Source organism: Megasphaera vaginalis (ex Bordigoni et al. 2020), from assembly GCF_900240295.1.
In the GTDB taxonomy this organism is placed as follows: Bacteria; Bacillota; Negativicutes; order Veillonellales; family Megasphaeraceae; genus Megasphaera; species Megasphaera vaginalis.
Map to the genome: position 1 here is coordinate 44,358 of NZ_OEQB01000002.1, position 23,162 is coordinate 67,519.

Below are 23,162 nucleotides of genomic sequence, written 5' to 3' on the forward strand. Positions count from 1 at the left end.
AGGGCGGAATGGAAAAAATCAAAACCGTATTGTTGGACGAAAAGGCGATCGGCAGGGCTGTTCGCCGTATTGCCCACGAAATTATCGAACGCAATAAGGGGCTGGAGAATACGATCCTCGTCGGGATTCACACGCGCGGTGTGCCGCTGGCCAAGCGACTGGCCGTGGAACTGGAAGCGATCGAAGGTCTGTCCGTGCCGGTCTTCGACTTGGATATATCGGCATACAGGGACGACGGCAAAAGGCGCATCGAAAAAGTCGGCAGCGGGCAGCCGGCTTTTGACGGCGACGGCAAGACGATCGTTCTCGTCGACGATGTCCTGTTTACGGGCAGGACGGTGCGTTCGGCGCTGAACGCCATTATGGAGTCGGGCAGGCCGCAGTTTATCGAGCTGGCCGTATTGATTGACCGCGGCCATCGGGAACTGCCGATTCGCGCGGATTATGTCGGTAAGAGCGTGCCGACGTCACGGCGCGAAACCGTTGCCGTTCGCCTGTCCGAAACGGACGCTGTCAATCAGGTCGTCTTGTGTGAAGAAACGTAAAAAGAAGAGAAGGATGCGCCGTGCATTCTTCTCTTCTTTTTTCGGTTTGGAGCAAGGAAAAGCGGCCTTCTCATCTGCCGCTTTCGTGTTTGTCGGATACGTGCCGCCAGTACCGGCTTACGGTGACGATTGGGCGATGATTTCTTTGCCGTCAACGTAGACGATCGTCGGATTCGGCCGTTTCTTTTCCAGCAGATCCAGCATCAGGCGCATACATTCTTCGCCGATCGTGCCCATGGGAATGTCGATACGCGACAGCGCCGGTACGGCGAAGTCGTTCATTTCCGGCATGTTGATACCGACGGTGAAGATTTCCAGTTCATCGGGGATGACGGTTCCCAGGGAATGACAGGCATAAAGGACGCCGTGCGCCAAGACGTCGGATTCGCAAAAAAGGGCCTGCGGCAGCCGGTGTGCGGCGTGAAGTTCTTTGAAAACGTCGACGGCGCTGGCCGACGAGGTGCTGCAGAGGATGATCCGTTCGGTCGGAATCGGGTGGCCTGCCGCCGCAAACGTATCGAGGAAGCCGTTCATCCACATGCGCATAATGGGAAACGTCGTATCGTGCGTCAACACGCCGGCATCGTAGATTCCCTTTTTCAGGAAATGCCGTGCCACGTTGCGGCCCACTTCGTAGTTGTCCATCGTCACGCTGCTGTATTTTTCGGACGTGCGGTTAAAGAGCACGACCGGACAGGGAAGGCTGATGGAGTTTAAATAATCCATGTCGCTGTTGGACATGTTGGCAATGATAATGCCGTTAAAATACTTGTTCTGTTCCGTTTCCAGCTGTTTTTGCAGCTGATCGACCTTGTAGGGAACGACTGTCAGATGGGCAATGCGGTTTTGCCGCATCATTTCGCGCTGAATTCCCAACGTAATACGGGCCAAATAGTTGATACGGAAGTCCGTAGCCCAGTAGAAGGCTATGGAATAACCGTCGGCACTGGATGCGCGCAATTTTTTTGCCGATTGGTTCGGGACGTAGTTCATGGCATTGGCGATTTCCGTGATTTTCCGTTGCGTGTCTTGCGAAATTTTCCGTTCTTTTCCTTTTCCGTTCAGGACTATCGATACCGTCGCGATGGAGACGCCGGCCTCCTTGGCGATATCTTTGATTGTCGGCATAGGATCACCTCTTTTTTTTATTGTGACATAAGTAACGCAGTTTTTCAACTCTTTCCTAAAATGATGCGTATTTCATATGATATAATGAAAAAAACAGGATACGTTGTTAAGGAGAGAGAGCTGTGGAAGGAAACGATAAGCATATTAAAACGGCCCATATGGTATTGGGCCGGGATCTGAATCATCATGACACGCTGTTCGCCGGACAGGGAGCTTCCTATCTGATTGAATGCGGTTTTTTGGCGGCGCAGGGATTTTTGGACACGACGGATATCGTGTTTCTCGGTCTTGACGGTTTCCGCTTTTGGCGGCCCGTCCGTAAGGGGGAAACGTTTGCGCTGGAAAGCACGCTTGTCGCGGCAGGCAGGACGAGTGTCGCCGTCCATGTGCTGCTGACCGTTCATGATGAGGCGGCGGCGGAAGCCTTTGCGACCTTTGTTCGCGTTGACGGCGGCGGCAACGCGACGGCGCACGGCCTGAGCCTGCCGCCGCTGACCGGGGCCGCCGCTCTGTTGCGGCAGCGGTATGACCGCTATCAGGAGGCCGGACGATGACCTTTGCTGCAGAAGTGGATGAACTGCTGCGCAACTTGGCGAAGCCGCCGGGCAGTCTCGGACTCCTGGAAGCACAGGCGCGGCAGGTATTCCTGGCCTGGGGCAATACGGAAACGGCGTTTCGGCCGAAACATATCATTTTTGCCGCCGACAATGGCATTACCCGCTCCGGCGCCGTGCAGCAGCTGGCGGAAATCACGTACATGCAAAGCCGGCAGATGGTGGAAGGCGTATCGGCAGTGACCTGCTTTTGCCGCTGCAACGGGATTCCGTACGAAGTTGTCGATGTCGGCATTGACAGTGATGACGGCGTCGGCATCGATCGGAAGATTCGCCGCGGCACGCGGGACTTCGCCGTTGAGCCGGCGATGACGGCGGCGGAACTGGAACGGGCGCTGGCCATCGGCGGTGAACGGGCGGCGGCGGCGAAACGGGACGGCTATACTTGTCTTTCTTTCGGGGAAATGGGCATCGGCAATACGACGACGTCGGCAGCGGTCCTGACGGCGCTCCTGCCCGATCATACGCCGTGGCTGGCAGGCTACGGTTCGGCGCGGGGCAATTACCGACTCCTGCGGCACAAGGAGGAGCTGGTACGGCAAGGACTGCTTGCTTACCCGCAGATACGGGGCAATGCGCTGGAGGCGCTGCGCTGTGTCGGCGGCTATGATCTGGCCGCGCTCTGCGGCGCCATGACGGCCTGCGCCGAACTGCGGCTGCCTTTTTTTATCGACGGCTTTATTACGGCGGCGGCGCTGGCCTGCGCCGTGACGCTGGAACCGTCGGTTCGCGCTTACGCTCTTTTATCGCATTTGTCGCGAGAGCCGGGGATGGCGGCGGCCCTTCGCTATATCGGCCGTGATGAAAACGAGGTTATTTTGCACGGCGGCATGTCTCTCGGAGAAGGCAGCGGCGCCGTTTTGGCTGTCGTACTCTTGCGCTCCATGCTTTATGCCGTCCGGCATATGGCGACGCTGGACGGCATCAATGCGGCAGCGGCGCGGCGACGGGCGGAACGGGACGGGAAAGGAAGGAATGTCGGTGGAAATACGGATAGATGAAGACGTGCGCCGCGGCGCCGCTGCCGTTTTCGAGCGGTTGGGATTGTCGGAGGAAGAGGCGGTCACCCTGTTTTATAAGCGGACGATTGCAGCGGGCCGGCTGCCCTTCGGGGCGGCAGGGACGGAGGGCAAGGAAAAGGTCAGGCGCAAGCGGATGAACGAGCGTTTTGCCGAATGGGACGCGCGGTGAACAGGATGTGCTTGCGGAACGGCGAGGAACAAAAAGGGAGTACCGTTACGGTACTCCCTTTGGTATGCCGTTATTTTGCCTGTAAAATGCGTGCGCCGCGGCAGATCTGTTCATCCGTCAGCGTCGATAAGGCGTCGAAGAGACGGCTGTGAAAGGAGCCCAATCCCGGCCCGGCGGCAGCGGCGATTTCGCCGGCAATACCGAGTGTTACGGTGCCGAGGAGAGCAGCCCGGAAAGGAGTGCCGACGGCAGTGTAGACGGCGATGAGCACGCCGAGCATACAGCCCGTGCCGGTGAGCCGCGCCAACAGCGGCGTGCCGTTGGCAACGGCGCAGCCGGCGCCGGCAGCGGCGATGATGTCGACAGGGCCGCTCATGACGACGACAGACGTTGTCTTGGCGGCATAGGCTGTCAGCGCTGTCATTTTTTCCTCGTAATTGCGGCGTGTCGGCAGATCTTCGGCGCCGGCGTCAATGCCGATGCCGTGCTGCGGCAAGCCTGCAAGGGTCAGTATTTCCGAGCTGTTGCCCTTGATCACGCAAGGCCGGCAGGCGCTGATGAAGTCGACGGCAAAATCTTTACGCAGCGTGCTCGTCGAGATGCCGGTGACATCGATGAGCGTCGGAATTCCCAAAGAGGCGGCGCGGCTGCCGGCAAGGCGCATAGCTTCCATCCGCTCGTCAGTGATGTTGCCGAGGTTGACGGCCAGCGCGCGGGCCTGGCTGACGACTTCTTCCACTTCGCGGCAATGGGACGCCATGCTGACAGTGCCGCCGACGGCCAGGACGAGATTGGCGCAATCATTCATCGTGATCGGATGGGAAAGGCAGTGGATAAGCGGTTTTTCCGTTTCGATACGGCGGCGCAGCGGCATCAGGTCGGCTGCAACCGACAAATTATTTGGCAAATATATTCACTCCTAATTTTTCCTGCAATTCGCGCAGGACTTTTTGCCGCGTCAGGGCCATAAGCAGCAGGAAGGCAATGGAACCGCCGATCAGGGTGCCCGTAAAGAAGAGGGGAACATAAAAGAACCATGACAGGCCGGCACGGCCGAGAACGAAGGCCATAATGGGGTAAGAAACGATGGCGCCGATAACGCCCGTACCGATGATTTCCCCGACGACAGCAGCCCAGAGTTTTCCCTTTGAATAGCGGTATAAAAGGCCGGATAAGGTGGCGCCGAAGACGGCGCCGGTCAGAGCCAGCGGCGGAATGCCCATAAGCGTCATGCGGATGATACCGATTAGGGTCGCGCAGAGCAGGGCGTACCAAGGCCCCATGAGAACGGCGCAGACGATGTTGATGAGGTGCGCCATGGGGCACATGCCTTCAATGCGCAGAATAGGGGAAATGACGACACCGAGACCGATCATCATTGCCAGAAATACGAGACGCAGTACTTTCTTATCTTTTTCCATAAAAAAACTTCACTCCTTTATCTGTTCCCGTGCGTCCGGTCATGTGAAGTGAAGCCTTTTGGTTGTATACACGCAGGAACGCCCATAGGAAAGCTGAGTAACGGTCGGTACTTACGGTACCCTCTCACCCCGCAACACGGGTTCCCTCGCTGTGACGACATCAATCCAGGGCGCTCCCCCTCGATCCATTTCTTAGTATACACGGAATTTTCAAGTTGTAAAGGCGGCCGAGAGAAGGCCGTTCGCTTTCGGTGTTTTCCCGCATATCCTTTAAGGCCGATTTCTCAGAGTGTCTTCAGCTTCAAACCGGTCATATCCAGCAGTTCTTCCACGGACGAGGCGCCGGTTTCGGCGGCTGCCGCCGCGACGACATGGGCGCAGGCGCGGGCGTCGTCGAGGGCCTGATGGTGGCGGAAGGAAAAGCCGAGATGAGCGGCTACCGTATTGAGTTTGTGGTTCGGCAGGTCGGGCCAGACTTTGCGGGAAATCTCGACGCTGCAGGCGTACGTCGTATGGAGCGGTTCCAAGCGGTAGGTCTTAATCAGACTGCGCAAGACGCGTGTGTCGAAAGCGGCGTAATGGGCTACGAGGATGTGGCCGTCCAAATGGCTGCGGATGGCGGGCCAGAGGGCGTCAAAATGATTCTTGTTTTCCACTTGTTGCGGCAAGATGCCGTGAATGCGGATGTTGTCGGGAGAAAAGACCATGAACGGCGGTTTGATAAGCGTATAGCCTTCGCGAATCGTCTCGCTGCCGGCAACGGTGACGGCGGCGAGGGAACAGGCGCTGTTCGGGTATTGATTGGCCGTTTCGAAATCAATGGCCGTAAATTCGAGCATCGGCGTTATCCTTTCTTTTTCCTTTTTTCCATTATACCATGAGACTGCAAAAAATCTTGCCAAGCGCTCCGTTTCGGAAGATAATGGAGAAAAAGCGACAGGAGACGGCTATGGGACAGAAATCAAGAGAGCAGTTGCAGCTGCGTGACGGCGTGATCGTCTATGAGCTGGAACGGAAAGCGGTAAAGAATCTGAATCTCCGTGTGCGCCGCGACGGTACGATCTGCGTGTCGGCCCGGCCCGGCGTCGGCAGAGAACGGATTGAGACGTTTCTGCGGCAGCAGGAAGCGTTCTTCCGGCGCGCGGCGGCGCAGAAAAAAATACAGCTGACGTCGGGGACGCAGCTGTATGTCCGAGGCGAGCCGTATGTGCTGTCTGTCAGAGAAGGCCTGCGCAGCGCAATGTATCTTGATGGCGGCAGGATTCTGCTGGAAACGCCTGCGCCCGAAGACAACGCGGCCTGCCTGGCTGTATACCGCGATTTTCTGGCGTCGTTGGCGCAGCGGTTGCTGCCGCTGCGCTTGGCGGCTCTGTATCCCCGGCTGGAGCCCTACGGGATCCCTTATCCCGCGCTGCGGCAGCGCCGCATGGTTTCCCGCTGGGGTTCCTGTGTGCCGGCGAAGGCCGTCGTTACCCTCAATACGTATTTGGTCATCATGCCGCCGCCGTGTCTGGATCAGGTCGTGCTTCATGAATTATGCCATCTGGTTCATGGCGATCATTCACGGCGTTTTTACTCTTTGCTGACGGCGGTCATGCCGGAATGGCGGCACTGGCGGCGGCTGCTGCGCGAATACGGGCCGTACTGCCTGTAATTCAGGCGGGGTCAAGGTGGATTGTCAGATCGCAGGGGGCGTAGGTCTGTTTCAATTTATGCTCGACGTTGTCCGAAATGGCATGGGCCGTATGGAGCGGCAACGATTGGTCGATTTCCAGATGCAAGTCCATGAGCAGCGTCTTGCCGACAGTGCGGGTCCGCAAGTTATGAAAGCCCTTTACTCCTTCCGTTTCCATGATCAGACGGCCGATTTCTTCTTCTTTTTCCTGCGGCAGTGAGGCGTCGGTCAAGGTCATGAAGCTGCGGCGGCACATTTTGTAGCCGACGCGCAGAATCGCGAGGGCGACGAAAACGGCGATGACCGGATCAAGCCAAGGCCAGCCGGTGAGCTGGATGAGGACGATGCCGATGAGGACGGCCAGCGACGTCCAGACATCGGCGCGAAGATGCATGCCGTCGGCCAGGAGAGCTTCGGAACGGGTCGCTTTGCCGACGTTGCAGAGGCGGTGGGAAACGACGCCGTTGAGTATGACGGAGACGGCCATGGCGGCAATGGCCCAGGTCATGTGCTCCGGCATGGCGGGGGACCAGAATTTTTCGGCAGCTTCGCGCAAAATGGCCAGGGCGGCGACGATGATCAGCAGCGATTCGAAGGCCGCCGAAACGGTTTCGATTTTGCCGTGGCCGTATTCATGCTCCGCGTCGGGAGGTACGGCGGCGGCGCGGACGGCAAGGAGCGACAAAGCCGCCGCCAGCAAGTCGATGCCGGAATGGATCGCTTCGGAAATGAGGCTGACCGTGCCGGTCATTATGCCGATGCACAATTTTCCCGCCGTTAAGAACAAGGTGCTCATAACGGAGAGTCGCGCCGTTCTTTTTTTTATATCTTCCATGTTAGTAGCAGTCATGGCGTTCTCCTTTTCATTACGATAAAAAGCCTGCGGAACTTCGGTATGAGTCCCGCAGGCTTTCCTGCTGCTTTACGCCCGATTGTCTGAACAATCTGTTTCATAAGTCTATATTATCATTTACGTTCTCATTTGTAAAGACGGAAAATGTAAATTTTACCAGCCCAGCAGATGATGGTGTTCTGTCAGGACCGGTTGTTTTTGCCAGAAGGTCATGATGCAGACGTCTTTTATCGCGTCATGATTGCTGTCAAAGCCGATTTTTCCGGTGGCGCCGATAAAGTCGCGCGTATGTTCCAGGCCTTGGATGATTGCCGTATCGCTGCTGCTGTTGCCGCTGCGCATGGCATTGGCCAGCAGCAGCAGGGAATCGTAACTGAGCGCAGCCTTTGCCGACGGCAGTTCGCCGTATTTTTCGTAGAACCGTTCGGCAAAGGTTTCGGAAACGGCGTCGTTAACGTCATTGGCATAATGGTCTGTATAAAACACGCGATTCAGGTCTGCCTCCCGTAGTTGCGGCGCTGTCGAAAGCGCCTGCCAGTCATCGGCGCCGAGGATGACGGTCTCCTTGTCGTGGCGGCGGATGGCGGCGATCAGGGGGACGGCCTTCGTGATATACAGCGGCATGTAGACCGTATCGGACATAGCGGCGGCGGCAACGGCCCGGTCCGCGGCATTCGCGGCGGCCAGATCGATATGGGCCGTTACGGTACCGCCGTGAGCGGTAAAGGATTTTTCAAAGAATTTGGCCAAGTCGAGGGAGTACGGATCGGTACTGTCGCTGACGATGGCGGCCCGCCTCTTTTTCAAGTGGGAAAAGGCGTGTTCCGCAATGGCGCGGGCCTGGACGGAATTGATAAAGGTGGCGCGGAACATATGGGGATATACTTGATGCAGTTCGCTGTTGACGGTAATGTCGGGATGCGTGCCTGCAGGGCTGATAACCGGCAGCTTCAGGGCTTCGGCACGGGTAATGACGGCCAGGGCGGCGGGCGAACGATTCGGGCCGATGACGGCGCAGACGTGCCGTTCCGCGAGGGCGTCCATGGCGGCGGCGGCTTTTTCGGGACTGCCGTGATTGTTCATGGAAATAAGCTGTATCGGTTTGTTCAGAATACCGCCTTCTTCATTGATGACATCTTTCGCGAGTTCAATGCCTTGTTCGGCGGCTCTGTCGGAAAGGGGATCGTTTTCATTCAGGTTCATATTGATGCCGATACGGATTTCATTCGGTTCGGTCAGGCCGCAGCTGCTGCAAAGAAGCGCGAGGGACAGCAGGACGGCGGCAAGTGCGCTGCGCATGCGAAGGTCTCCTTTTACCGGGACGGGAACGGTTTTGACTGTATATGAGCGATATTGCCGACAGTCTTAGGAAAAGTGTAGCAGATACGCGGCAAACTGTAAATATGTTCTCCCCATATGCCGGTGCGGCGGCAACGGCGCTGACCGTAAAACTCCCTGCCGTATCGTTCCGTACGGCAGGGAGTTCGGTACAGCATCAGATAGCGACAGGTTTGTCCGCGTTTGTCCAGAGCTTGGCGCCGCCGGCAGTTTGGCGCAGCTGCAGCGGGTCGGAGACGCCGTAGAGTTCTTCCAGATCGGTCGGGATTCGTTTGTACGGCAGTTTTTCCAGCAGCGTGTCCATCGCATCGCGCAGGATAGCCGCCGGCGAGTTCAGTACGGAAGCGTCGTCGCGATCATGGCCGTGGCAGGCGTAGACGGCATAGGTGTCCGTGCGGCGGTTGTAGGCGCAGACGGCAAGGTCGTAGTTGTATTCGACGAACCATTCATCCTCGTCGCCGTACCAGTCTAGGGAATGGAATTGGTTCCAGTACCAGTTGCGGACGACGGGAACAAGGACGATATCGGCGTCGTATTTTTTGGCGATGCCGCGAAGCGCAGACGGTGTCGCTTCTTCCGGGGCAATGAGCTCGGCAGCGTCCAGACGGTTCCAATAGGGGATGCGGAACGGCTGCCGCAGGGCGCGGGACATATAGGCGGCGACAGGGCCTTCCTGCGTTGTGTCGACGATGATGATGTTGCGCATATGGTCGAACAACGGGGCACTGTCGGCGGCTGCTGCAAAACCGGTGAGCGCAAAGATCATTAAGAAAAGAGCGATACATTTCTTCATGATAAGACTTCCTTTCTCCGTTCAGTTTTTTTATATATTATACCACAAGCGGAGAAAGATGATGGAGACGGGACGGCACACGAAGGGAGCGGACAAAAAACAGGATGGCGCAGGGAAATTATTCGCCGCGCCATCCTGCCGATTTCAGCAGATGTTCAGAAATTGCCGTTGTCATTCAGCAGCGGTACCGTATCATCCAGCATGGGGATATACGATTGCAAGGCTGCCAGCATTTTTTCTTTGTCCATCGGCAAGGTGCCGCCGACGGGGTACAGATTGGAAACATGGTTGCTGCGGAAGATGCAGGGGTTCTTCATCTCCGTATGCTGTAAAATCATTTCCAGTTCTTTCAGGAAGCCGCGTGCCGTCAACGGCGTAAACGTCCCGTTTTGTACGTCGCCGTACAGGGGCACGTTATCGGGAATGATCAAGGTCAGGGCGCTGAGCATGGTCGGATTGATGGCTGAAATGACCTCCGCCGTATGCAAGGCGTGTTCCGTCGTTCGCTCTTTGCCACCGAGCCCGAGGAGGATCATGGCCGAAAGTTTCATGCCCGCCGCGAGCGCTTTCTTTCCCGCCGCAATCGTTTCGGCCCCTGTCGTTCCCTTGTCGACGGCTGTCAGCACGCCGTCGTCGCCGCTTTCGATACCCATGTACAGGATCTGCAGACCGGCTTTTCGAAGGGCTTCCAATTCTTCCGGCGTTTTACGATTCAAGTCGGCAGGAGTAGCGTAGGCGCCGACCCGGGTCAGGGAGGGGAAGGAGGCGTAACATTTTTCCAAAATATGCAGCAAACTCTTGGTCGGCAAGACGAGGGCATCGCCGTCGGCCAGAAAGACGCGGCGTATGAACGGCAACGCGGCGGCGCCGCGTTCGATAATTCCGTCGATTTCCTCCAGAGGACGAATGCGGAATGCGGAGTCTTTGTACATGGCGCAGAAGCGGCACGTGTTATGAGAACAGCCGATCGTTACGCGGAGAATAAAGCTGCGTGCTTCACTGGGCGGACGAAATACGAGTCCGCCGGCATCATCAATTATCATTTGGATCACCTTTCTATATAATCAGCAAATATGGCCTAAGTGATAATAATACTAATTACATATTATACACATTGCGAAATAAAATGCCAATAACTGTTTTGCAATGCTCCTGCAATAACTTGAATGCGTTGGCGCAGACGGCAGGAAAAAACAGGCTGTGAACGAAAAAAAGTTCACAGCCTGTTGGGAAAGCACTTAGTCTTTACCGTATTTTGCCGCAAAGGCGATCATTTCCGCATCTTCGCGAGTATTGCCGTCCGCTTCGGCGGCGGCGATGAGCGTTGTCATTTCTTCATAGGCCGAAGGGATGACTCTGGTCAGGCGCGACAGCGTATCTTCCCAGTCGTCGAGCAGCCGGCGGCCCAAGTCACTGTTCGTACAGATGACATGCTGTTCCAACAGCGATTTGATCCCGGCGGCTTCCGCTTCATCGGTCACTTCTTCCAGTCGGACGAGTTCCGTATTGCAATGGGCCGGTTCCAGATCGTAGACGTAAGCGACACCGCCGGACATGCCGGCGGCGAAATTACGACCCGTGGCGCCGAGGACCAGAACACGGCCGCCGGTCATGTATTCACAGCCGTGGTTGCCGATTCTTTCCACGACGGCCGTCATGCCGCTGTTGCGGACGCAAAAGCGTTCGCCGGCAATGCCGTTGATATAGGCCTCGCCTCGCGTAGCGCCGTAGAAAGCGACATTGCCGATAATGACATTGTCTTCCGGCGGGAAGAGACTTCCTGCCGGCGGCATGACGATGATCTTACCGCCGGAAAGCCCTTTCCCCAGGTAATCGTTGGCGTCGCCTTCCAACGTAAGCGTCAGGCCGGCGGGGATGAACGCGCCGAAACTTTGGCCGGCCGAACCGACGAAGGTCAGGTTGATCGTGTCTTCCGGCAGGCCGGTTCTGCCATAATGCCGAGTGATTTCGCTGCCCAGAAGCGTGCCGGTTACGCGGTCTGTGTTCTTAATGCGCAATTTGGCGCGAATGTGTTTTTGTTCCAGCAAGGCCGGCCGGCACATGCGCAGCAGCTTGGACATGTCCAAGGTCGCATTCAGCTCGTGATCCTGCGGCGTTGTGAAGTGATGGCTGAGCGCAGGATCCGTATAGGGGCGGAAGAGGAGCTTTTCAAGGTCGACGGAGGCCGCCTTCCAGTTCGGCGCTTTTGTCTTCTGCTTCAGACAATCATAACGGCCGATCATTTCGGACAAGGTGCGGAACCCCAGGCGGGCCATGATTTCACGCAGATCTTGGGCGATAAAGCGCATGAAGTTGATGATATATTCCGGTTTGCCTTTAAATTTCCGACGCAGTTTTTCGTCTTGCGTGCAGACGCCGAAGGGACAGGTATTCAAGTGGCAGACGCGGAGCATGTGGCAGCCGATGGCGACGAGCGGAGCCGTGCCGAAGCCGAAGAGTTCGGCGCCGAAGAGCGCGGCAATCGCCACGTCACGGCCTGTAAGCAATTTGCCGTCCACTTCCAGGCGAACCCGGTTGCGGAGACGGTTGAGAAGAAGGGTCTGCTGTACTTCCGCCAATCCCAATTCCCACGGCAGGCCGGCGTGACGGAGACTGGTCCGCGGGGAGGCGCCGGTGCCGCCGTCGTAACCGCTGACGGTAACGGTGTCGGCCTTGGCTTTGACGACGCCGGCGGCAATTGTGCCGATGCCGGCCCCGGAAGTCAACTTGACGCTGATGGCGGCGTCTTTATTGGCGTTTTTCAGATCGAAGATGAGTTCGGCGAGATCTTCAATGGAGTAGACGTCGTGGTGCGGCGGCGGGGAGATCAGCGTGACGCCCGGTGTGGCATGGCGTGTCCTGGCGATGTCGGGAAATACTTTGTTGCCAGGCAGGTGGCCGCCTTCGCCGGGCTTTGCACCTTGGCCGCATTTGATCTGCAATTCATCGGCATGGATCAAATATTCGCCGGTAACGCCGAAACGGGCCGTCGAGACCTGTTTGATCCGGTCATTCGACTCCTTTGTGAAGCGGGCGGCATCTTCGCCGCCTTCACCGGTATTGCTGCTGCCGCCGAGCCGGTTCATGGCAACGGCAACGCATTCATGGGCTTCTTTGCTGAGGGCGCCGTAACTCATAGCGCCGGTGCGAAAGTGTTTGACAATGGCATCCGCCGATTCGACTTCTTCAATGGGAATACTGCCGCCGGCGGGATATTGGAATGAGAGCAAGTCGCGAAGACGGAAGACGGCGGCGTTGTTTACTTTGGCGGCATACTGCTTATAGAGGGCGTAATCGTTTGTCTGGCAGGCTTTTTGCAGCATCGTTACGGTTTCCGGGTCGATGATGTGCGGCTGGCCGTCTTTGCGGTATTGATAGAAATCGCCGGGCGGCAGCGTGCCGGCGCCGGTGTAGGCCGTACTGTGGCGCAGTTCCGTTTCTTTAGCGATTTCGGCAATGCCGATGCCGCCGATGGGCGAAGGCGTATTGATAAAGTACTTATCGATCAGATCTTGGCTGATGCCGACAGCTTCGAAGGTCTGGGCGCCGTGATAACTGCGGACAGTGGAGATCCCCATTTTCGACATGACGGCGAGCAGGCCGTCTTTAACGGCGCTCAGGTAGTTGGCTTGCGCCGCTGCGACGGTCAGGGCCGGCAGCTTTTTCTTATGGCACAGTTCTTTGACCGCTTCGAGAGCCACGTAGGGATTGACGGCCGTCACGCCGTAGCCGATGAGGGTGCAGAAATGATGCACTTCGCGAGGTTCACCCGATTCGAGGACGAGGCCTACGTTGGAACGCAGCGCTTTGGCGACGAGAAAATGATGCAACGCTGCCGTTGCCAGCAGCGCGGGGATCGCTCCCATGCGGGAATTGATGCCGCGGTCGGAAAGGACGAGAATATTGGCGCCGTTGCGGATCGCTTTCAACGCGTCGATGCACAGGGATTCGATTGCCGTTTCCATTCCTTCGGCGCCGCTGTTGACCAGATATAGGAGTGAAATCGTATCGCTGTGCAAGGACGGCGTTTGCAGGTTCTTGATAACGGTCATTTCCTCATTTGTCAGGAGCGGCTGACTGATGCGCAGTCCCGATGTGTTGGCCTCGTCGGGATCCATGATATTGGCGACGTTGCCGAGGATAATCTGCGTCGACATGACGATATTTTCACGGGTGCCGTCAATCGGCGGATTGGTGACTTGCGCGAAGTTTTCCTGGAAATAATCGTAGAGAAGTTGCGGGCGTTCCGACAGGACGGCGAGAGGGACGTCGACGCCCATGGAGTCGATAGGCTGACTGCCGTCACGGGCCATAGGCAGGATGATTTTATCCATGTCTTCCCGCGTATAGCCGAAAACCATTTCCTGTTCTTTCAGATCATAAGGAAGCGGTTGATCCGTCTGGGGGAAGGAGCGCGTGGCCATCAACTCTTCCAGGTCGGTAATATGTTTTTTATACCATTCGCCGTAAGGATGCTCTGCGGCCATTTGTTCCTTGATCTCATCATCGTCAATGAGGCGCTGCGCTTTCGTGTCGACTAGCAGCATTTTGCCCGGTTCCAGCCGCCCTTTATAGAGAATTTTGTCAGGTTGCAAAGACAGGGCGCCGACTTCGGAGCTGGCGATAAGGTAATCGTCGGTAGTAATGTAATAGCGTCCCGGACGCAGGCCGTTGCGGTCAAGCATGGCGCCGACGACGGTGCCGTCGCAAAAGCCGATGGCGGACGGGCCGTCCCACGGTTCGAGCATGAAGCTGTGGTAGCGGTAAAAATCACGTTTGGAATGACTCATGAGCGGATTCTTTTCCCACGGTTCGGGGATCATCATCATCATGGCATGAGGCAACGAGTGGCCGGTCATGTACAGGTACTCCAGGCAGTTGTCGAACATGGCGGAATCGCTGCCGGTCGCGTCGATGACGGGAAACGCCTTTTCCAGATTCGGATAGAGCGGTGATTTCGATTTGCTTTCACGGGCATTAAGCCAGTTGATATTTCCTTGTATCGTATTGATTTCACCGTTGTGTACCATGTACCGGTTCGGATGGGCGCGGGCCCAACTGGGAAAGGTATTGGTGCTGAAACGGGAATGAACCAGAGCGATTGCCGTTGTAAAATCCATATCGGACAGATCAAGGAAAAAATGGCGCAGCTGCACAGATGTCAACATGCCTTTGTAAACCAGGGTTTTTGCCGAAAGGCTGGCAATATAAAAGTCCGTTCCGTTTTCCTGACTGACGGGGATGATTTTCTCTTCGGCAACCTTGCGGATAAGATAGAGATGGCGTTCAAAATCCATCGGTGCCAGATCGGACGGTTTCTGTATGAAGACTTGAAGAAAATGGGGCATCGTCGTTTTGGCGACATTACCGATAAGACTTTCATCGACGGGAACATCACGCCAGCCTAGGATGGAGAATCCTTCGGCCGTCACGACTTCGGCAAAGGCCTGCATCTGTTTTTTGCGAAACGCTTCATAGGGATGCGCAAAGATCATGCCGACTCCATACGCTCCTTCTGCAGGCAAGGCGATATGAGAGACTTCACATTCGCGGCAGAAAAAACGGTGCGGTATTTGCACCAAGATGCCGGCGCCGTCACCGCTTTGGGCGTCGGCTCCCTCGGCTCCGCGGTGCTTCAGGTTTTCCAGTATCGTCAGCGCATTGTCGATCGTGTCATAGGATTTTTCCCCTTTGATATTGGCGACGATGCCGATGCCGCAGGCATCGTGTTCAAACTTGGGATGGTACAGCCCCTGCGCCTCCGGCAATCCATGTGTTTTTTTCATTTTTGCTATCCCCCCTCCAAACGTGATGTATTTAAAAAATAAGGAATATTAAAGTTAATGTTGTAATTATAAAACAAAAAGGAATAAAATACAATAAAAAAAGCTAATATTATTTATCAAAAATAAATAATATTAGCGAAAAAGTAAAATGCAATTTATGCAATTCGATGAAGTTCAGCGATTCAGTTCGGTTTCCTGCACCCAGGCGGCGAATTGCTTGCGGAAGAGGGAAGCGCCGCCGTTGGCGGGATGACGCATAACGGCGGCGTCAATGCCGGCGTGTTGCAGCGTTTCCGCAGCTTTTCTGCCAATTGCGCCGACGTGCGGCGTCGTCGGGAAGAGGGCGAGAAGCCGGCGGGTATAGGATAAACCGGCGGCCAGCTCGGCATCGGACGGTGTGCGGTTCGTAAAGGGCGATGCCTTCCGGGGATGGAAGGGGAAAATATTCCATAAGATGACCGTTTCGGCAGCCAGCGCGTTTTGTGCCAACGCGCCCCAGACATAGGTATCGGTCGGTTCGTTCATTCCCTTTTCCCGTTGCGCCCGGGAGGTCATAAAAGCGCAGTCAGGCCGGCTGGTCCGTTTACCCTGCCGGCCGATGATGGCGGCGCCGGTAACCGTATCATGCCTGTCGAGCAGCATTCGTTCACAGGTTATGGCAATGCCCGTGAAGCGGCAACCCTGGTAACCGGCGGCTTCGGCGACAAGGAGATAACGGGCCACGTGCAGGCGCAGTTGCAGATAGTCATGGAGCTGGCGGCAACGGATCTGCGGCGCTGACGGTCCGCTGTCGCAGCGTTCGTCATAGTCACTCCAAGGATTGAAGACTGCCGGCGCATGGTAGGTTTTCAGAGAGTCAATGAAGTCTGTTATGGTCATGATATTCTCCTAAGGCGTAACATAGAGATGAAAATTTCCGTATGTGCCGGCGGCGCGGAAGTAGTTCTTCAAGGCGGAATGGGCGAACTCCTCGCGGCGGTTGTCCTTGACGATGACCGTTACGGCCTTGCCCTGCTTGATTTTATCGATGATGGCAGTTTCCCCTTCTTCACGGTAAAGATGTTTGCGCTGCCAGACGGCGTCGCGTTTCGGCGGCGCCGCCGTTGCCGCGCTTTCCGGGGCTATCAGAACAGCGCTGCGGCCGGTGTAATAGACAAAGGAGGTACTGTATTCTCCGAAAAAACAGCTATCGCCGCGAAGCTGCGCCGCAGCCGGCAACAGCGCCGTCGTCGAACGGTAGTCGTAAAAGGGGACCAGAACCTGATAGGTCAGCAGCAGATACAGTACGGCAGTGCCGCAGGCGGCAACAAAGGGGATTGCAGGAAATGCCCGGAAATACTGACAAACGGCCAAAATCGCCGCTGCAGCCGGCAGGAAGACGATGATACCGGTGAGGGGCGGTAAGGCGATATTCTTCGGATCGGACACGCAGGCGGCCGCGAAAAACAGCAGCCACAGAAACAGTACCGGCGCTGTGACGATGAACCAATATTTGCGGCTTTCTGAAGCATAAATACTTTTTATGGCGGCAACGCCGAAATAGAGGAGGGGCCAATTGGCAATATAGGCGTAAGTCGGGTATTTCGTCGCCATGAGGCTGTAGAAAACGACGGTACCGACGGCCCAGATCAGGAAAAGACGATGACTGCCGTCGTCGCGGCGGTGCTGCCATAGCCCGCAAAGGCAGGGGCCTGTCCAGGGCAGGAGGCTGACCGGAACGAGAAGCAGATAATAGTACCAGACGTTTGCTTCCGGATGTTCCGAAACGGTGGCTCTGACGATGTTGTTCAAGCCGAGAAAGCCGTCGACGAACGCTGTGCCGTGGAGCGCGTACATCGCGCCGTACCAGGGGGCGGCGATGACGAGGAAGCAAAGGATTCCGAAAGGGTCGAAGATCAGTTTCAAGTAATCTTTCCTGCGGCTGAGCGCCGCAAAGAGGAGGAGAAAGAGCCCCGGCAGAACGATTCCGACAGGGCCTTTGGTCAGGACCGCCAAAGCGGAAAAGACATAGGCCAGGCGGATGTAGAACGGCTTCGTCTCGGTCAGAGAGATAGCGGCGAAGAGCATGGTTCCCGTCGTGAAGAAAAAGAGCATCTGATCCGTAATGACGGATTTGCTGATGATCCAGACGGCAACGGACGTAGCCGTCATGGCAGCCATGAGCGCTGCTGCCGCCGTGCTTGCCGCGGCGCGTCGTACGTACCAGGCGCTGAGGACGACGGCTGCGGCGCCGAACAGGGCCGACGGCAGACGGGCGGCAAAGTCGGTAATTCCGAACAGCGTATAGGACAGGCTGATGAGCCAGTAGATAAAAATCGGCTTGTCATACCAGGGAATGCCGTAAATGTGGGGCGAAATCCAGTCGCCGGAAAGGACCATTTCTTTCGCCGTGAGGGCATAATTGGATTCAACGGGGTCGGTAACGGCCAAATAGGCGTTGCCGGAGAGGAAAAAGAGGAGAGAGAGGAATGCCACGAAGAGCAGGAATGAACGCTGTCGCATAGTTGCCTCCTAGAAATGATTGAGCAGAATGAGTTGCGCCGGCAGATCGGCGAGAACCGGAAATTGCGCTATCGCCGAGCCGGCAGACGTCAATTTGCCGTATGTGTCTTTCGGGATGAGGATGTATACTCTGTCCGGTTTGCTGCGCAGCGATACCGGATCCAGGGCGCTGCAGCCTTTCCATTCCGTGCCGTATACGCCGCTGTAGAAGGCCAGGCCGGGACGCAGACTTTTTTCTATGTAGACGGGCGACGTGCCGTCATAATGGGCGGCAAGGGCGGCGGCAAGGGGCTGTGACGTTATATATGGCGCCAGAGCGGGCAAGATGGCGGCAAAGGTAAGGCCCGTAAAAAGCAGCATGGAAAGGACTGTCGTGTACAGTGCAAGACGGCGCCGGCGCAGCCACAGGAGCAGACCGGGCAGGATGACGGCAGCCGCCAGCAAGATAGATACGGTAAGGATAGGCTCCTTATAGAAATGCGATCCGGTATGGAGCGGGAGCAGATTGCAAAGCAACAGCGCCGCGCCGACGATAAAGGACGTCGCCGGCCAAAGGCGGGGACGATTATCCGCCTTTTCCAAAGACACGGAATACCAGCCGAGAAGCAGGGCTACGGGCGGAAACATAGGCGCAATATAGGTGACGAGCTGCGTTTTCGAAAGGGAGAAAAAGAGGAAGATGAAGACGGCCCAAATCAGGCAAAAACGCAGTGCGTCGCCATCGGGACCGCCTTCCCGGACGGCCCGGCGAAACGCCGGCGCCAAGGCTCCCGTCCAGGGGAGAAGAGCGCCGAGCAGAATGGGGATATAAAAGAAAAGACTGTTTTTGCCGGGATGTTCCGGCGCCGTAAAGCGGGTAATGTTGTGGTAGCCGATGAAAGTGTCGACGAAGGCGTCGCCGTGTACGTAGGTCATGGCCAGATACCAGGGCAGCCCGATGAGAAAAGCCAGCGCAATGCCTTGTGGAAGCCACATCGAGCGTATGAGCCGCCAGTGCCGGCAGACGGCGATGTAACAGCACATGATTAGCGCCGGGAACGCGTAGCCGACAGGCCCTTTCGCCAGGACGGCAAGACCGCAGAAGGCGAAAGCTTCGGCATAACGGCGGCGATAGAAAGCGAGCATGGCGACAGTCAGCGTAAAGACCAGGGTCATGTCCGTCACGGCCGCTTTGGCGATGTAAATGAAGCCGAGACTGGTCAGGAGGATGAGCGCCGCCCGGAAGGCGACGGCTTTGTTAAAAATGGCCTTCCCCTGCCGGTAAACGGTACAGACCGTAGCGATTCCCATGACGGCGCTGGGGAGACGGGACGTGAAATCGGAAATGCCGAAGAGACGGTACGAAATCATTTCGAGCCAGTAGAAGAGGGGCGGTTTATCGTACCAGAAATCGTTGTAAATTCGCGGGGAGAGCCAGTCCGCGGCGGCGAGCATTTCCCGCGCCGTTTCGCCGTACACCGGCTCATCGGGATCGGTCAGGGGAAACATGCCCAAAAAAGGCAGCAAAAAGATTGCTGCCAAAATGAACAGGCCGATGCCGTAACGGTTGTCGTACAGCCAATTCTTCATGATTGGTGAGCCTTGCTGCGGCGGCGCCAGAGAAAAATGGCGGCTGCAATCGCGCAGATGACGGCAATGACGATCAGGAAAATGTGATTGTACTGGATCAGGTCGCGCCAATGACTGCCGAGAATGGAGCCGGCCCAGACCAGGAGCAATGTCCAGGGGATGGTGCCGATGACGGTGTAGATCAAAAATCGACCGAAGGGATAACGGGCGACGCCGGCGGGAAAGGAAATGAAGGTTCGGACGCCGGGCAGACAGCGACAGATCAGAACGGCTGCGCCGCCGTATTTGTTGAACATGGACTCGGCCATATTGAATTTTTTTTCGTTGAAAAAGATGTATTTACCGTATTTCAGCAGCAACGGCCTGCCGCCGTAAGAGCCGAGCCAATAACTGATGACGGAGCCGACGACGCCGGCAAGACAGGCGACGATAAAGGTGGTCCAGAAGGTAAAAATATGTTGGGAAATGAGAAAGCCGGCAAAGCCGAGTATGACTTCGCTGGGAATGGGAATGTTGGCATTTTCGGCGACCATGGCCAAAAACATAGCGACGTAGCCATACGATTCCATCAGCTGCAATAAGGTGTCCATAGAGATCTCCTGTTTGAAATAGTGATAATTAAATATCAGTATTATAATACCACAGGAGCAGGTATGAAACCAGTTTTTTTCAGGCACCGGCGGACGCGGGAACGGTTCGTCGCGCCGCGGCTTTGTTATCAGGGCACTGTTACCGGCGTTGGAAACAGGTCAGGCGGAAGAGCAGATAGTTGGTGAGAAAGTAAACGTATACGAGTGTCAGGACGATGGCGAGGGTTACCTTCAAGACGGGACCGACGGTCAGCGGTAAGAGAAAATATGCGAGCAGTTGCAGGCAGGCGTTGCCCAGATAGTAAAGGGGATAAGCGAAGAGGGCGAGTTTTTCCGTAGACGGAGAGGTCTTGCCGGCAAAGCGGGCGAAGATCGCCAAAAGAGAGAAAAGGCCTGTCAGCGAAATGAAGACATCGGTAATGGGAAGGCCGAACCCGACGAGAAAAAAGAAGTGCCAGTCGCTGCGGTAAAGGACCAGTGCAAGGAGAAGAAGGACCAGCCACGGCAGCGACGGCGTATAGCCCTGCGCCGTGAACCAGCGATGTTTCATGGCGTAAACGCCGAGGGCGAAATAAAGACAGGACGACAGGAGCAGGTAGGGCGTTACGGCCAGCGTATACATTTGCTCGATAACGTTTCCGTAGAAGCCGGGCAGGACGTACCAAATGAGCAGCGTTCCGGCACTGTGCAGCAGCAAAAAAAGAGGTATGACGTAAAGCGGCAGGAGACGTTGTCCCGGTACGCGGCGCAGGATGTTGCGGCGCAGCTTCTTTGCCGCCGTTAATACGAGCGTGCAGAGACAAAGGAGACCGAGAAACCAGTAATGCCCCTGCTCATAAGCGGGACCGAAGAAGGAAGTCGTCAGGAAAGTCAGCGGCGCGACGTCGGATTGGCGGCTCAGCGCCGAGATATAAGCCAGGATCGGCGCGATAACGACGGCGCCGGCCAGCCAAGGCAGACCGATGCGGTGCAGGCGCCGCTGCAGAAAGGGACGAAAGAGACGGACGCGGAGAGAAGCTGCCGTACAGTAGCCGCTGATAAAAAAAAGACAGGGGACGGCAAGCAGAAACAGGAAGTATGCGGCAAGGCTGACGGCGCCGCTCCGTTCTGCGGCGGGCATGGCGACAAAGGTGTGGTGCGGCGTCATGACGCCATAGCCGATGACGGCGGCGCAGCAAAAAAGGATGATAACGCAAAAGGTGCGGAGATTGTCGAGAAACGGGAGCTTAGGGCTCATAAGCGGCCTTCTTTCTGTGAACGTATATAAACGGGAATGAGTTTATTTTCATTATAATACTTTCGTGCAGGTCGTAAAGAGCGGCGCGCAGTTTGCCCGCAGGAAGCGTCAACTTGTCGGGAAAAAAGGGCGCGTCTCTTCGGCCGCTGTGAAAACGAGAACTCCCGCAGCGAGTACGGGAGTTCATTAGGAGAAGATTACACATAGGAGGCGAAGTAATACACGATGGTGACCAGTGTTTCGCACATGTATTTCAGAGCGCTGCTGTCCCAGTGGAACTGCGGCGAATGGCCGATGACCGGCTCATCCTTGTAAATGCCGACGTAATAAAACACGCTCGGCACGGCAGCCGCGAAATAGGCGAAGTCTTCGGAGCCGCTGCCGCGTTTCATGGGAACGACGGAGACGGAATCCAGACAGTGCTCTTTCAGAATCGCGCCGACTTTCTCCGTCGCTGCCGCATCATTGATGCAGACCGGAGAGAAGGGAGCGAGGTTCAGGTCGAAAGTGCCGCCGTACTGCCGGGTAACGGCATGGAGAATTTCTTCCATTTTGTCGAGAATGAGATGCCTTTTCTTTTCGTCATACGTCCGCAGCGTACCCTTCAGTTCCGCCGTGTCGGGGATGACATTCGGGCTCTGGCCGCTTTGGAATTGACCGAAGGTGAGGATGACGCCGTCGCCGTCGGCATGGCAGTGGTAGACGAAATTTTGCAGATCCTGAATGACGGACAGCCCCATCTGGATCGGACTGACGCAGAGTGAGGGCTGGGAACCGTGACCACCTTTGCCGTGGAGGGTGATGATGAAGTCATCGCAAGACGAATTAATTTCACCGCTGCGCAGTCCGACGTAACCTCGCGGCAGGCCGCCGGCGACATGAAGACCGAGTGCATAATCGACGGGCGGATTGTTCAAAATGCCGGAGTCGATCATACGGGCCGCACCGCCGCTGCCTTCTTCGGCAGGCTGGAAGGCGAGGCGGACCGTGCCGCGCAGACAGTCGCGGTGGTCCTGGAGAATCTTGGCGGTGCCGAGAAGATTGGCGGCGTGTCCGTCATGACCGCAGGCGTGCATGATGCCGTCAGCGAGGGAGGCGTAAGGGCAGTCGAATTTTTCCGCCAAAGGCAGGGCGTCGATGTCAGCGCGCAGCAACAGCGTCGGGCCCGGCAGTTCGCCGCGGATCAGTCCCGTGACGCCTGTACCGGCGATGATTTTGACGTCTTCAATACCCATGAGGGACAATTCCTGGAAAATCATCTTGCAGGTGTCAAATTCTCTTTCGCTCAATTCGGGATGGGCGTGAAAATATTCGCGCATTTCCATCATATAGGGAAGAACTTTACGAACGGCAGCGCGTATCGTAAAGTCCGGTACGAAGTCTTTCATTGCCGTGACCTCCTTCTGGCAAGTGTGATGTATACTATCATATTCGTGCTGCTGCCGGGAAATTCCTGCTTGCCTGCCGGTCAAATGAAGGATTCGCCGGCGACGAGGCCGAAAAAGCAGAAAATAAAGGAACCGATCACATTCAGGCCGCCGTAGAGGAAAGCGGCGCTGAAATTTTCCGTCCGTATCAGCGTGATCCACTCGAGATTAAATGTGGAAAATGTAGTAAAACCGCCGAGAATCCCGGTGATGAAAAACAGCTTCAGCCAACCGGGAAGCTCCGTATGACAGGCAAAACAAACGGCCAGGACGCCGATGAGGAAAGAACCGATTACATTGACCAGTATCGTGCCGTACGGAAACGTAAGACCGCCGTGTTGGTTGGCCAGCACGGTGACGCCATAACGGAGCGCGGCGCCGATACCGCCTCCGGCGGCGACGGCGAGGATGTGACTCATAACGCAGAACCTCCCATATAATATGTTTATTTATAATTAGCATGAAACAGATACCTTGTCAAGATAGGAAAAAC

General features: G+C 56.3%; 21 protein-coding genes. 5 read left to right on the forward strand and 16 right to left on the reverse strand.

Annotated features, from left to right (window positions below; genetic code table 11):
* Nucleotides 1-8: 8 nt before the first annotated feature.
* Nucleotides 9-545: a bifunctional pyr operon transcriptional regulator/uracil phosphoribosyltransferase PyrR gene (pyrR, locus tag C0977_RS02790; protein ID WP_023053826.1), complete on the forward strand. Its 537-nt coding sequence runs from the start codon at nucleotides 9-11 to the stop codon at nucleotides 543-545.
* A gap of 117 nt (nucleotides 546-662) precedes the next feature.
* Here pyrR and C0977_RS02795 read toward each other — a convergent pair whose 3' ends face one another.
* Nucleotides 663-1,673, reverse strand: coding sequence for a LacI family DNA-binding transcriptional regulator (locus C0977_RS02795; RefSeq protein WP_023053894.1), 1,011 nt, complete (start codon nucleotides 1,671-1,673; stop codon nucleotides 663-665).
* A gap of 122 nt (nucleotides 1,674-1,795) precedes the next feature.
* Here C0977_RS02795 and C0977_RS02800 point away from each other — a divergent pair, with 122 nt between their 5' ends.
* The 3 genes from C0977_RS02800 to C0977_RS02810 are packed head-to-tail and all read left to right on the forward strand — an operon-like array spanning nucleotide 1,796 to nucleotide 3,478.
* On the forward strand, nucleotides 1,796-2,227 hold the full coding sequence (locus C0977_RS02800) for a hotdog domain-containing protein (protein WP_101912375.1): 432 nt from the start codon (nucleotides 1,796-1,798) through the stop codon (nucleotides 2,225-2,227).
* On the forward strand, nucleotides 2,224-3,288 hold the full coding sequence (locus C0977_RS02805) for a nicotinate-nucleotide--dimethylbenzimidazole phosphoribosyltransferase (protein ID WP_101912376.1): 1,065 nt from the start codon (nucleotides 2,224-2,226) through the stop codon (nucleotides 3,286-3,288). Before C0977_RS02800 ends, C0977_RS02805 begins: the two co-directional genes overlap by 4 nt.
* Nucleotides 3,269-3,478, forward strand: coding sequence for a type II toxin-antitoxin system RelB/DinJ family antitoxin (locus C0977_RS02810; protein ID WP_234987549.1), 210 nt, complete (start codon nucleotides 3,269-3,271; stop codon nucleotides 3,476-3,478). Before C0977_RS02805 ends, C0977_RS02810 begins: the two co-directional genes overlap by 20 nt.
* Nucleotides 3,479-3,548: 70 nt before the next feature.
* Here the strand turns inward: C0977_RS02810 and C0977_RS02815 are convergent, their stop codons facing one another.
* From C0977_RS02815 to C0977_RS02825, 3 genes are all read right to left on the reverse strand, one after another.
* Nucleotides 3,549-4,385 carry a hydroxyethylthiazole kinase gene (locus C0977_RS02815; protein ID WP_101912377.1) on the reverse strand — a complete coding sequence of 279 codons (837 nt, stop codon included), beginning with the start codon at nucleotides 4,383-4,385 and terminating at the stop codon, nucleotides 3,549-3,551.
* Nucleotides 4,375-4,899 (reverse strand): energy coupling factor transporter S component ThiW, encoded by a 525-nt coding sequence (gene thiW / locus C0977_RS02820; protein WP_023053804.1) that lies wholly within the window; start codon nucleotides 4,897-4,899, stop codon nucleotides 4,375-4,377. Before thiW ends, C0977_RS02815 begins: the two co-directional genes overlap by 11 nt.
* Nucleotides 4,900-5,183: 284 nt before the next feature.
* Nucleotides 5,184-5,738 carry a 3'-5' exonuclease gene (locus C0977_RS02825; protein ID WP_101912378.1) on the reverse strand — a complete coding sequence of 185 codons (555 nt, stop codon included), beginning with the start codon at nucleotides 5,736-5,738 and terminating at the stop codon, nucleotides 5,184-5,186.
* Nucleotides 5,739-5,848: 110 nt separating this feature from the next.
* On the opposite strand from C0977_RS02825, the gene C0977_RS02830 reads away from it, so the two are divergent.
* On the forward strand, nucleotides 5,849-6,553 hold the full coding sequence (locus C0977_RS02830; protein ID WP_159459019.1) for a M48 family metallopeptidase: 705 nt from the start codon (nucleotides 5,849-5,851) through the stop codon (nucleotides 6,551-6,553).
* A gap of 1 nt (nucleotide 6,554) precedes the next feature.
* Here C0977_RS02830 and C0977_RS02835 read toward each other — a convergent pair whose 3' ends face one another.
* From C0977_RS02835 to crcB, 12 genes are all read right to left on the reverse strand, one after another.
* Nucleotides 6,555-7,424 carry a cation diffusion facilitator family transporter gene (locus C0977_RS02835; protein WP_234987550.1) on the reverse strand — a complete coding sequence of 290 codons (870 nt, stop codon included), beginning with the start codon at nucleotides 7,422-7,424 and terminating at the stop codon, nucleotides 6,555-6,557.
* 156 nt (nucleotides 7,425-7,580) lie between these two features.
* Nucleotides 7,581-8,726, reverse strand: a complete 1,146-nt coding sequence (locus C0977_RS02840) for an ABC transporter substrate-binding protein (protein WP_023053774.1) — start codon at nucleotides 8,724-8,726, stop codon at nucleotides 7,581-7,583.
* 196 nt (nucleotides 8,727-8,922) lie between these two features.
* Nucleotides 8,923-9,558 (reverse strand): hypothetical protein, encoded by a 636-nt coding sequence (locus C0977_RS02845; protein ID WP_101912380.1) that lies wholly within the window; start codon nucleotides 9,556-9,558, stop codon nucleotides 8,923-8,925.
* A gap of 155 nt (nucleotides 9,559-9,713) precedes the next feature.
* Nucleotides 9,714-10,601, reverse strand: a complete 888-nt coding sequence (locus C0977_RS02850) for a radical SAM protein (protein ID WP_101912381.1) — start codon at nucleotides 10,599-10,601, stop codon at nucleotides 9,714-9,716.
* 195 nt (nucleotides 10,602-10,796) lie between these two features.
* Complete coding sequence (gene gltB, locus C0977_RS02855) at nucleotides 10,797-15,344, reverse strand: glutamate synthase large subunit (RefSeq protein WP_101912382.1); 4,548 nt, start codon at nucleotides 15,342-15,344, stop codon at nucleotides 10,797-10,799.
* Between the two features lie 174 nt (nucleotides 15,345-15,518).
* Nucleotides 15,519-16,223: a uracil-DNA glycosylase gene (locus C0977_RS02860; RefSeq protein ID WP_101912383.1), complete on the reverse strand. Its 705-nt coding sequence runs from the start codon at nucleotides 16,221-16,223 to the stop codon at nucleotides 15,519-15,521.
* A gap of 9 nt (nucleotides 16,224-16,232) precedes the next feature.
* Nucleotides 16,233-17,846 carry an ArnT family glycosyltransferase gene (locus tag C0977_RS02865; RefSeq protein WP_101912384.1) on the reverse strand — a complete coding sequence of 538 codons (1,614 nt, stop codon included), beginning with the start codon at nucleotides 17,844-17,846 and terminating at the stop codon, nucleotides 16,233-16,235.
* A 9-nt stretch (nucleotides 17,847-17,855) separates the two neighbouring features.
* Nucleotides 17,856-19,415 (reverse strand): ArnT family glycosyltransferase, encoded by a 1,560-nt coding sequence (locus C0977_RS02870; protein WP_101912385.1) that lies wholly within the window; start codon nucleotides 19,413-19,415, stop codon nucleotides 17,856-17,858.
* Complete coding sequence (locus C0977_RS02875) at nucleotides 19,412-20,005, reverse strand: DedA family protein (RefSeq protein WP_101912386.1); 594 nt, start codon at nucleotides 20,003-20,005, stop codon at nucleotides 19,412-19,414. The genes C0977_RS02870 and C0977_RS02875 overlap by 4 nt, the downstream gene beginning before the upstream one ends.
* 139 nt (nucleotides 20,006-20,144) lie before the next feature.
* Entirely contained in the window at nucleotides 20,145-21,242 is a 1,098-nt protein-coding gene (locus tag C0977_RS02880) for an acyltransferase family protein (protein ID WP_101912387.1), read from the reverse strand.
* A 197-nt stretch (nucleotides 21,243-21,439) separates the two neighbouring features.
* The gene (locus C0977_RS02885) at nucleotides 21,440-22,630 is read right to left on the reverse strand and encodes a M20 metallopeptidase family protein (RefSeq protein ID WP_023053816.1); all 1,191 of its coding nucleotides are present in this window, start codon (nucleotides 22,628-22,630) and stop codon (nucleotides 21,440-21,442) included.
* Between the two features lie 80 nt (nucleotides 22,631-22,710).
* Nucleotides 22,711-23,088 carry a fluoride efflux transporter CrcB gene (gene crcB / locus C0977_RS02890; RefSeq protein ID WP_023053865.1) on the reverse strand — a complete coding sequence of 126 codons (378 nt, stop codon included), beginning with the start codon at nucleotides 23,086-23,088 and terminating at the stop codon, nucleotides 22,711-22,713.
* Nucleotides 23,089-23,162: the final 74 nt, after the last annotated feature.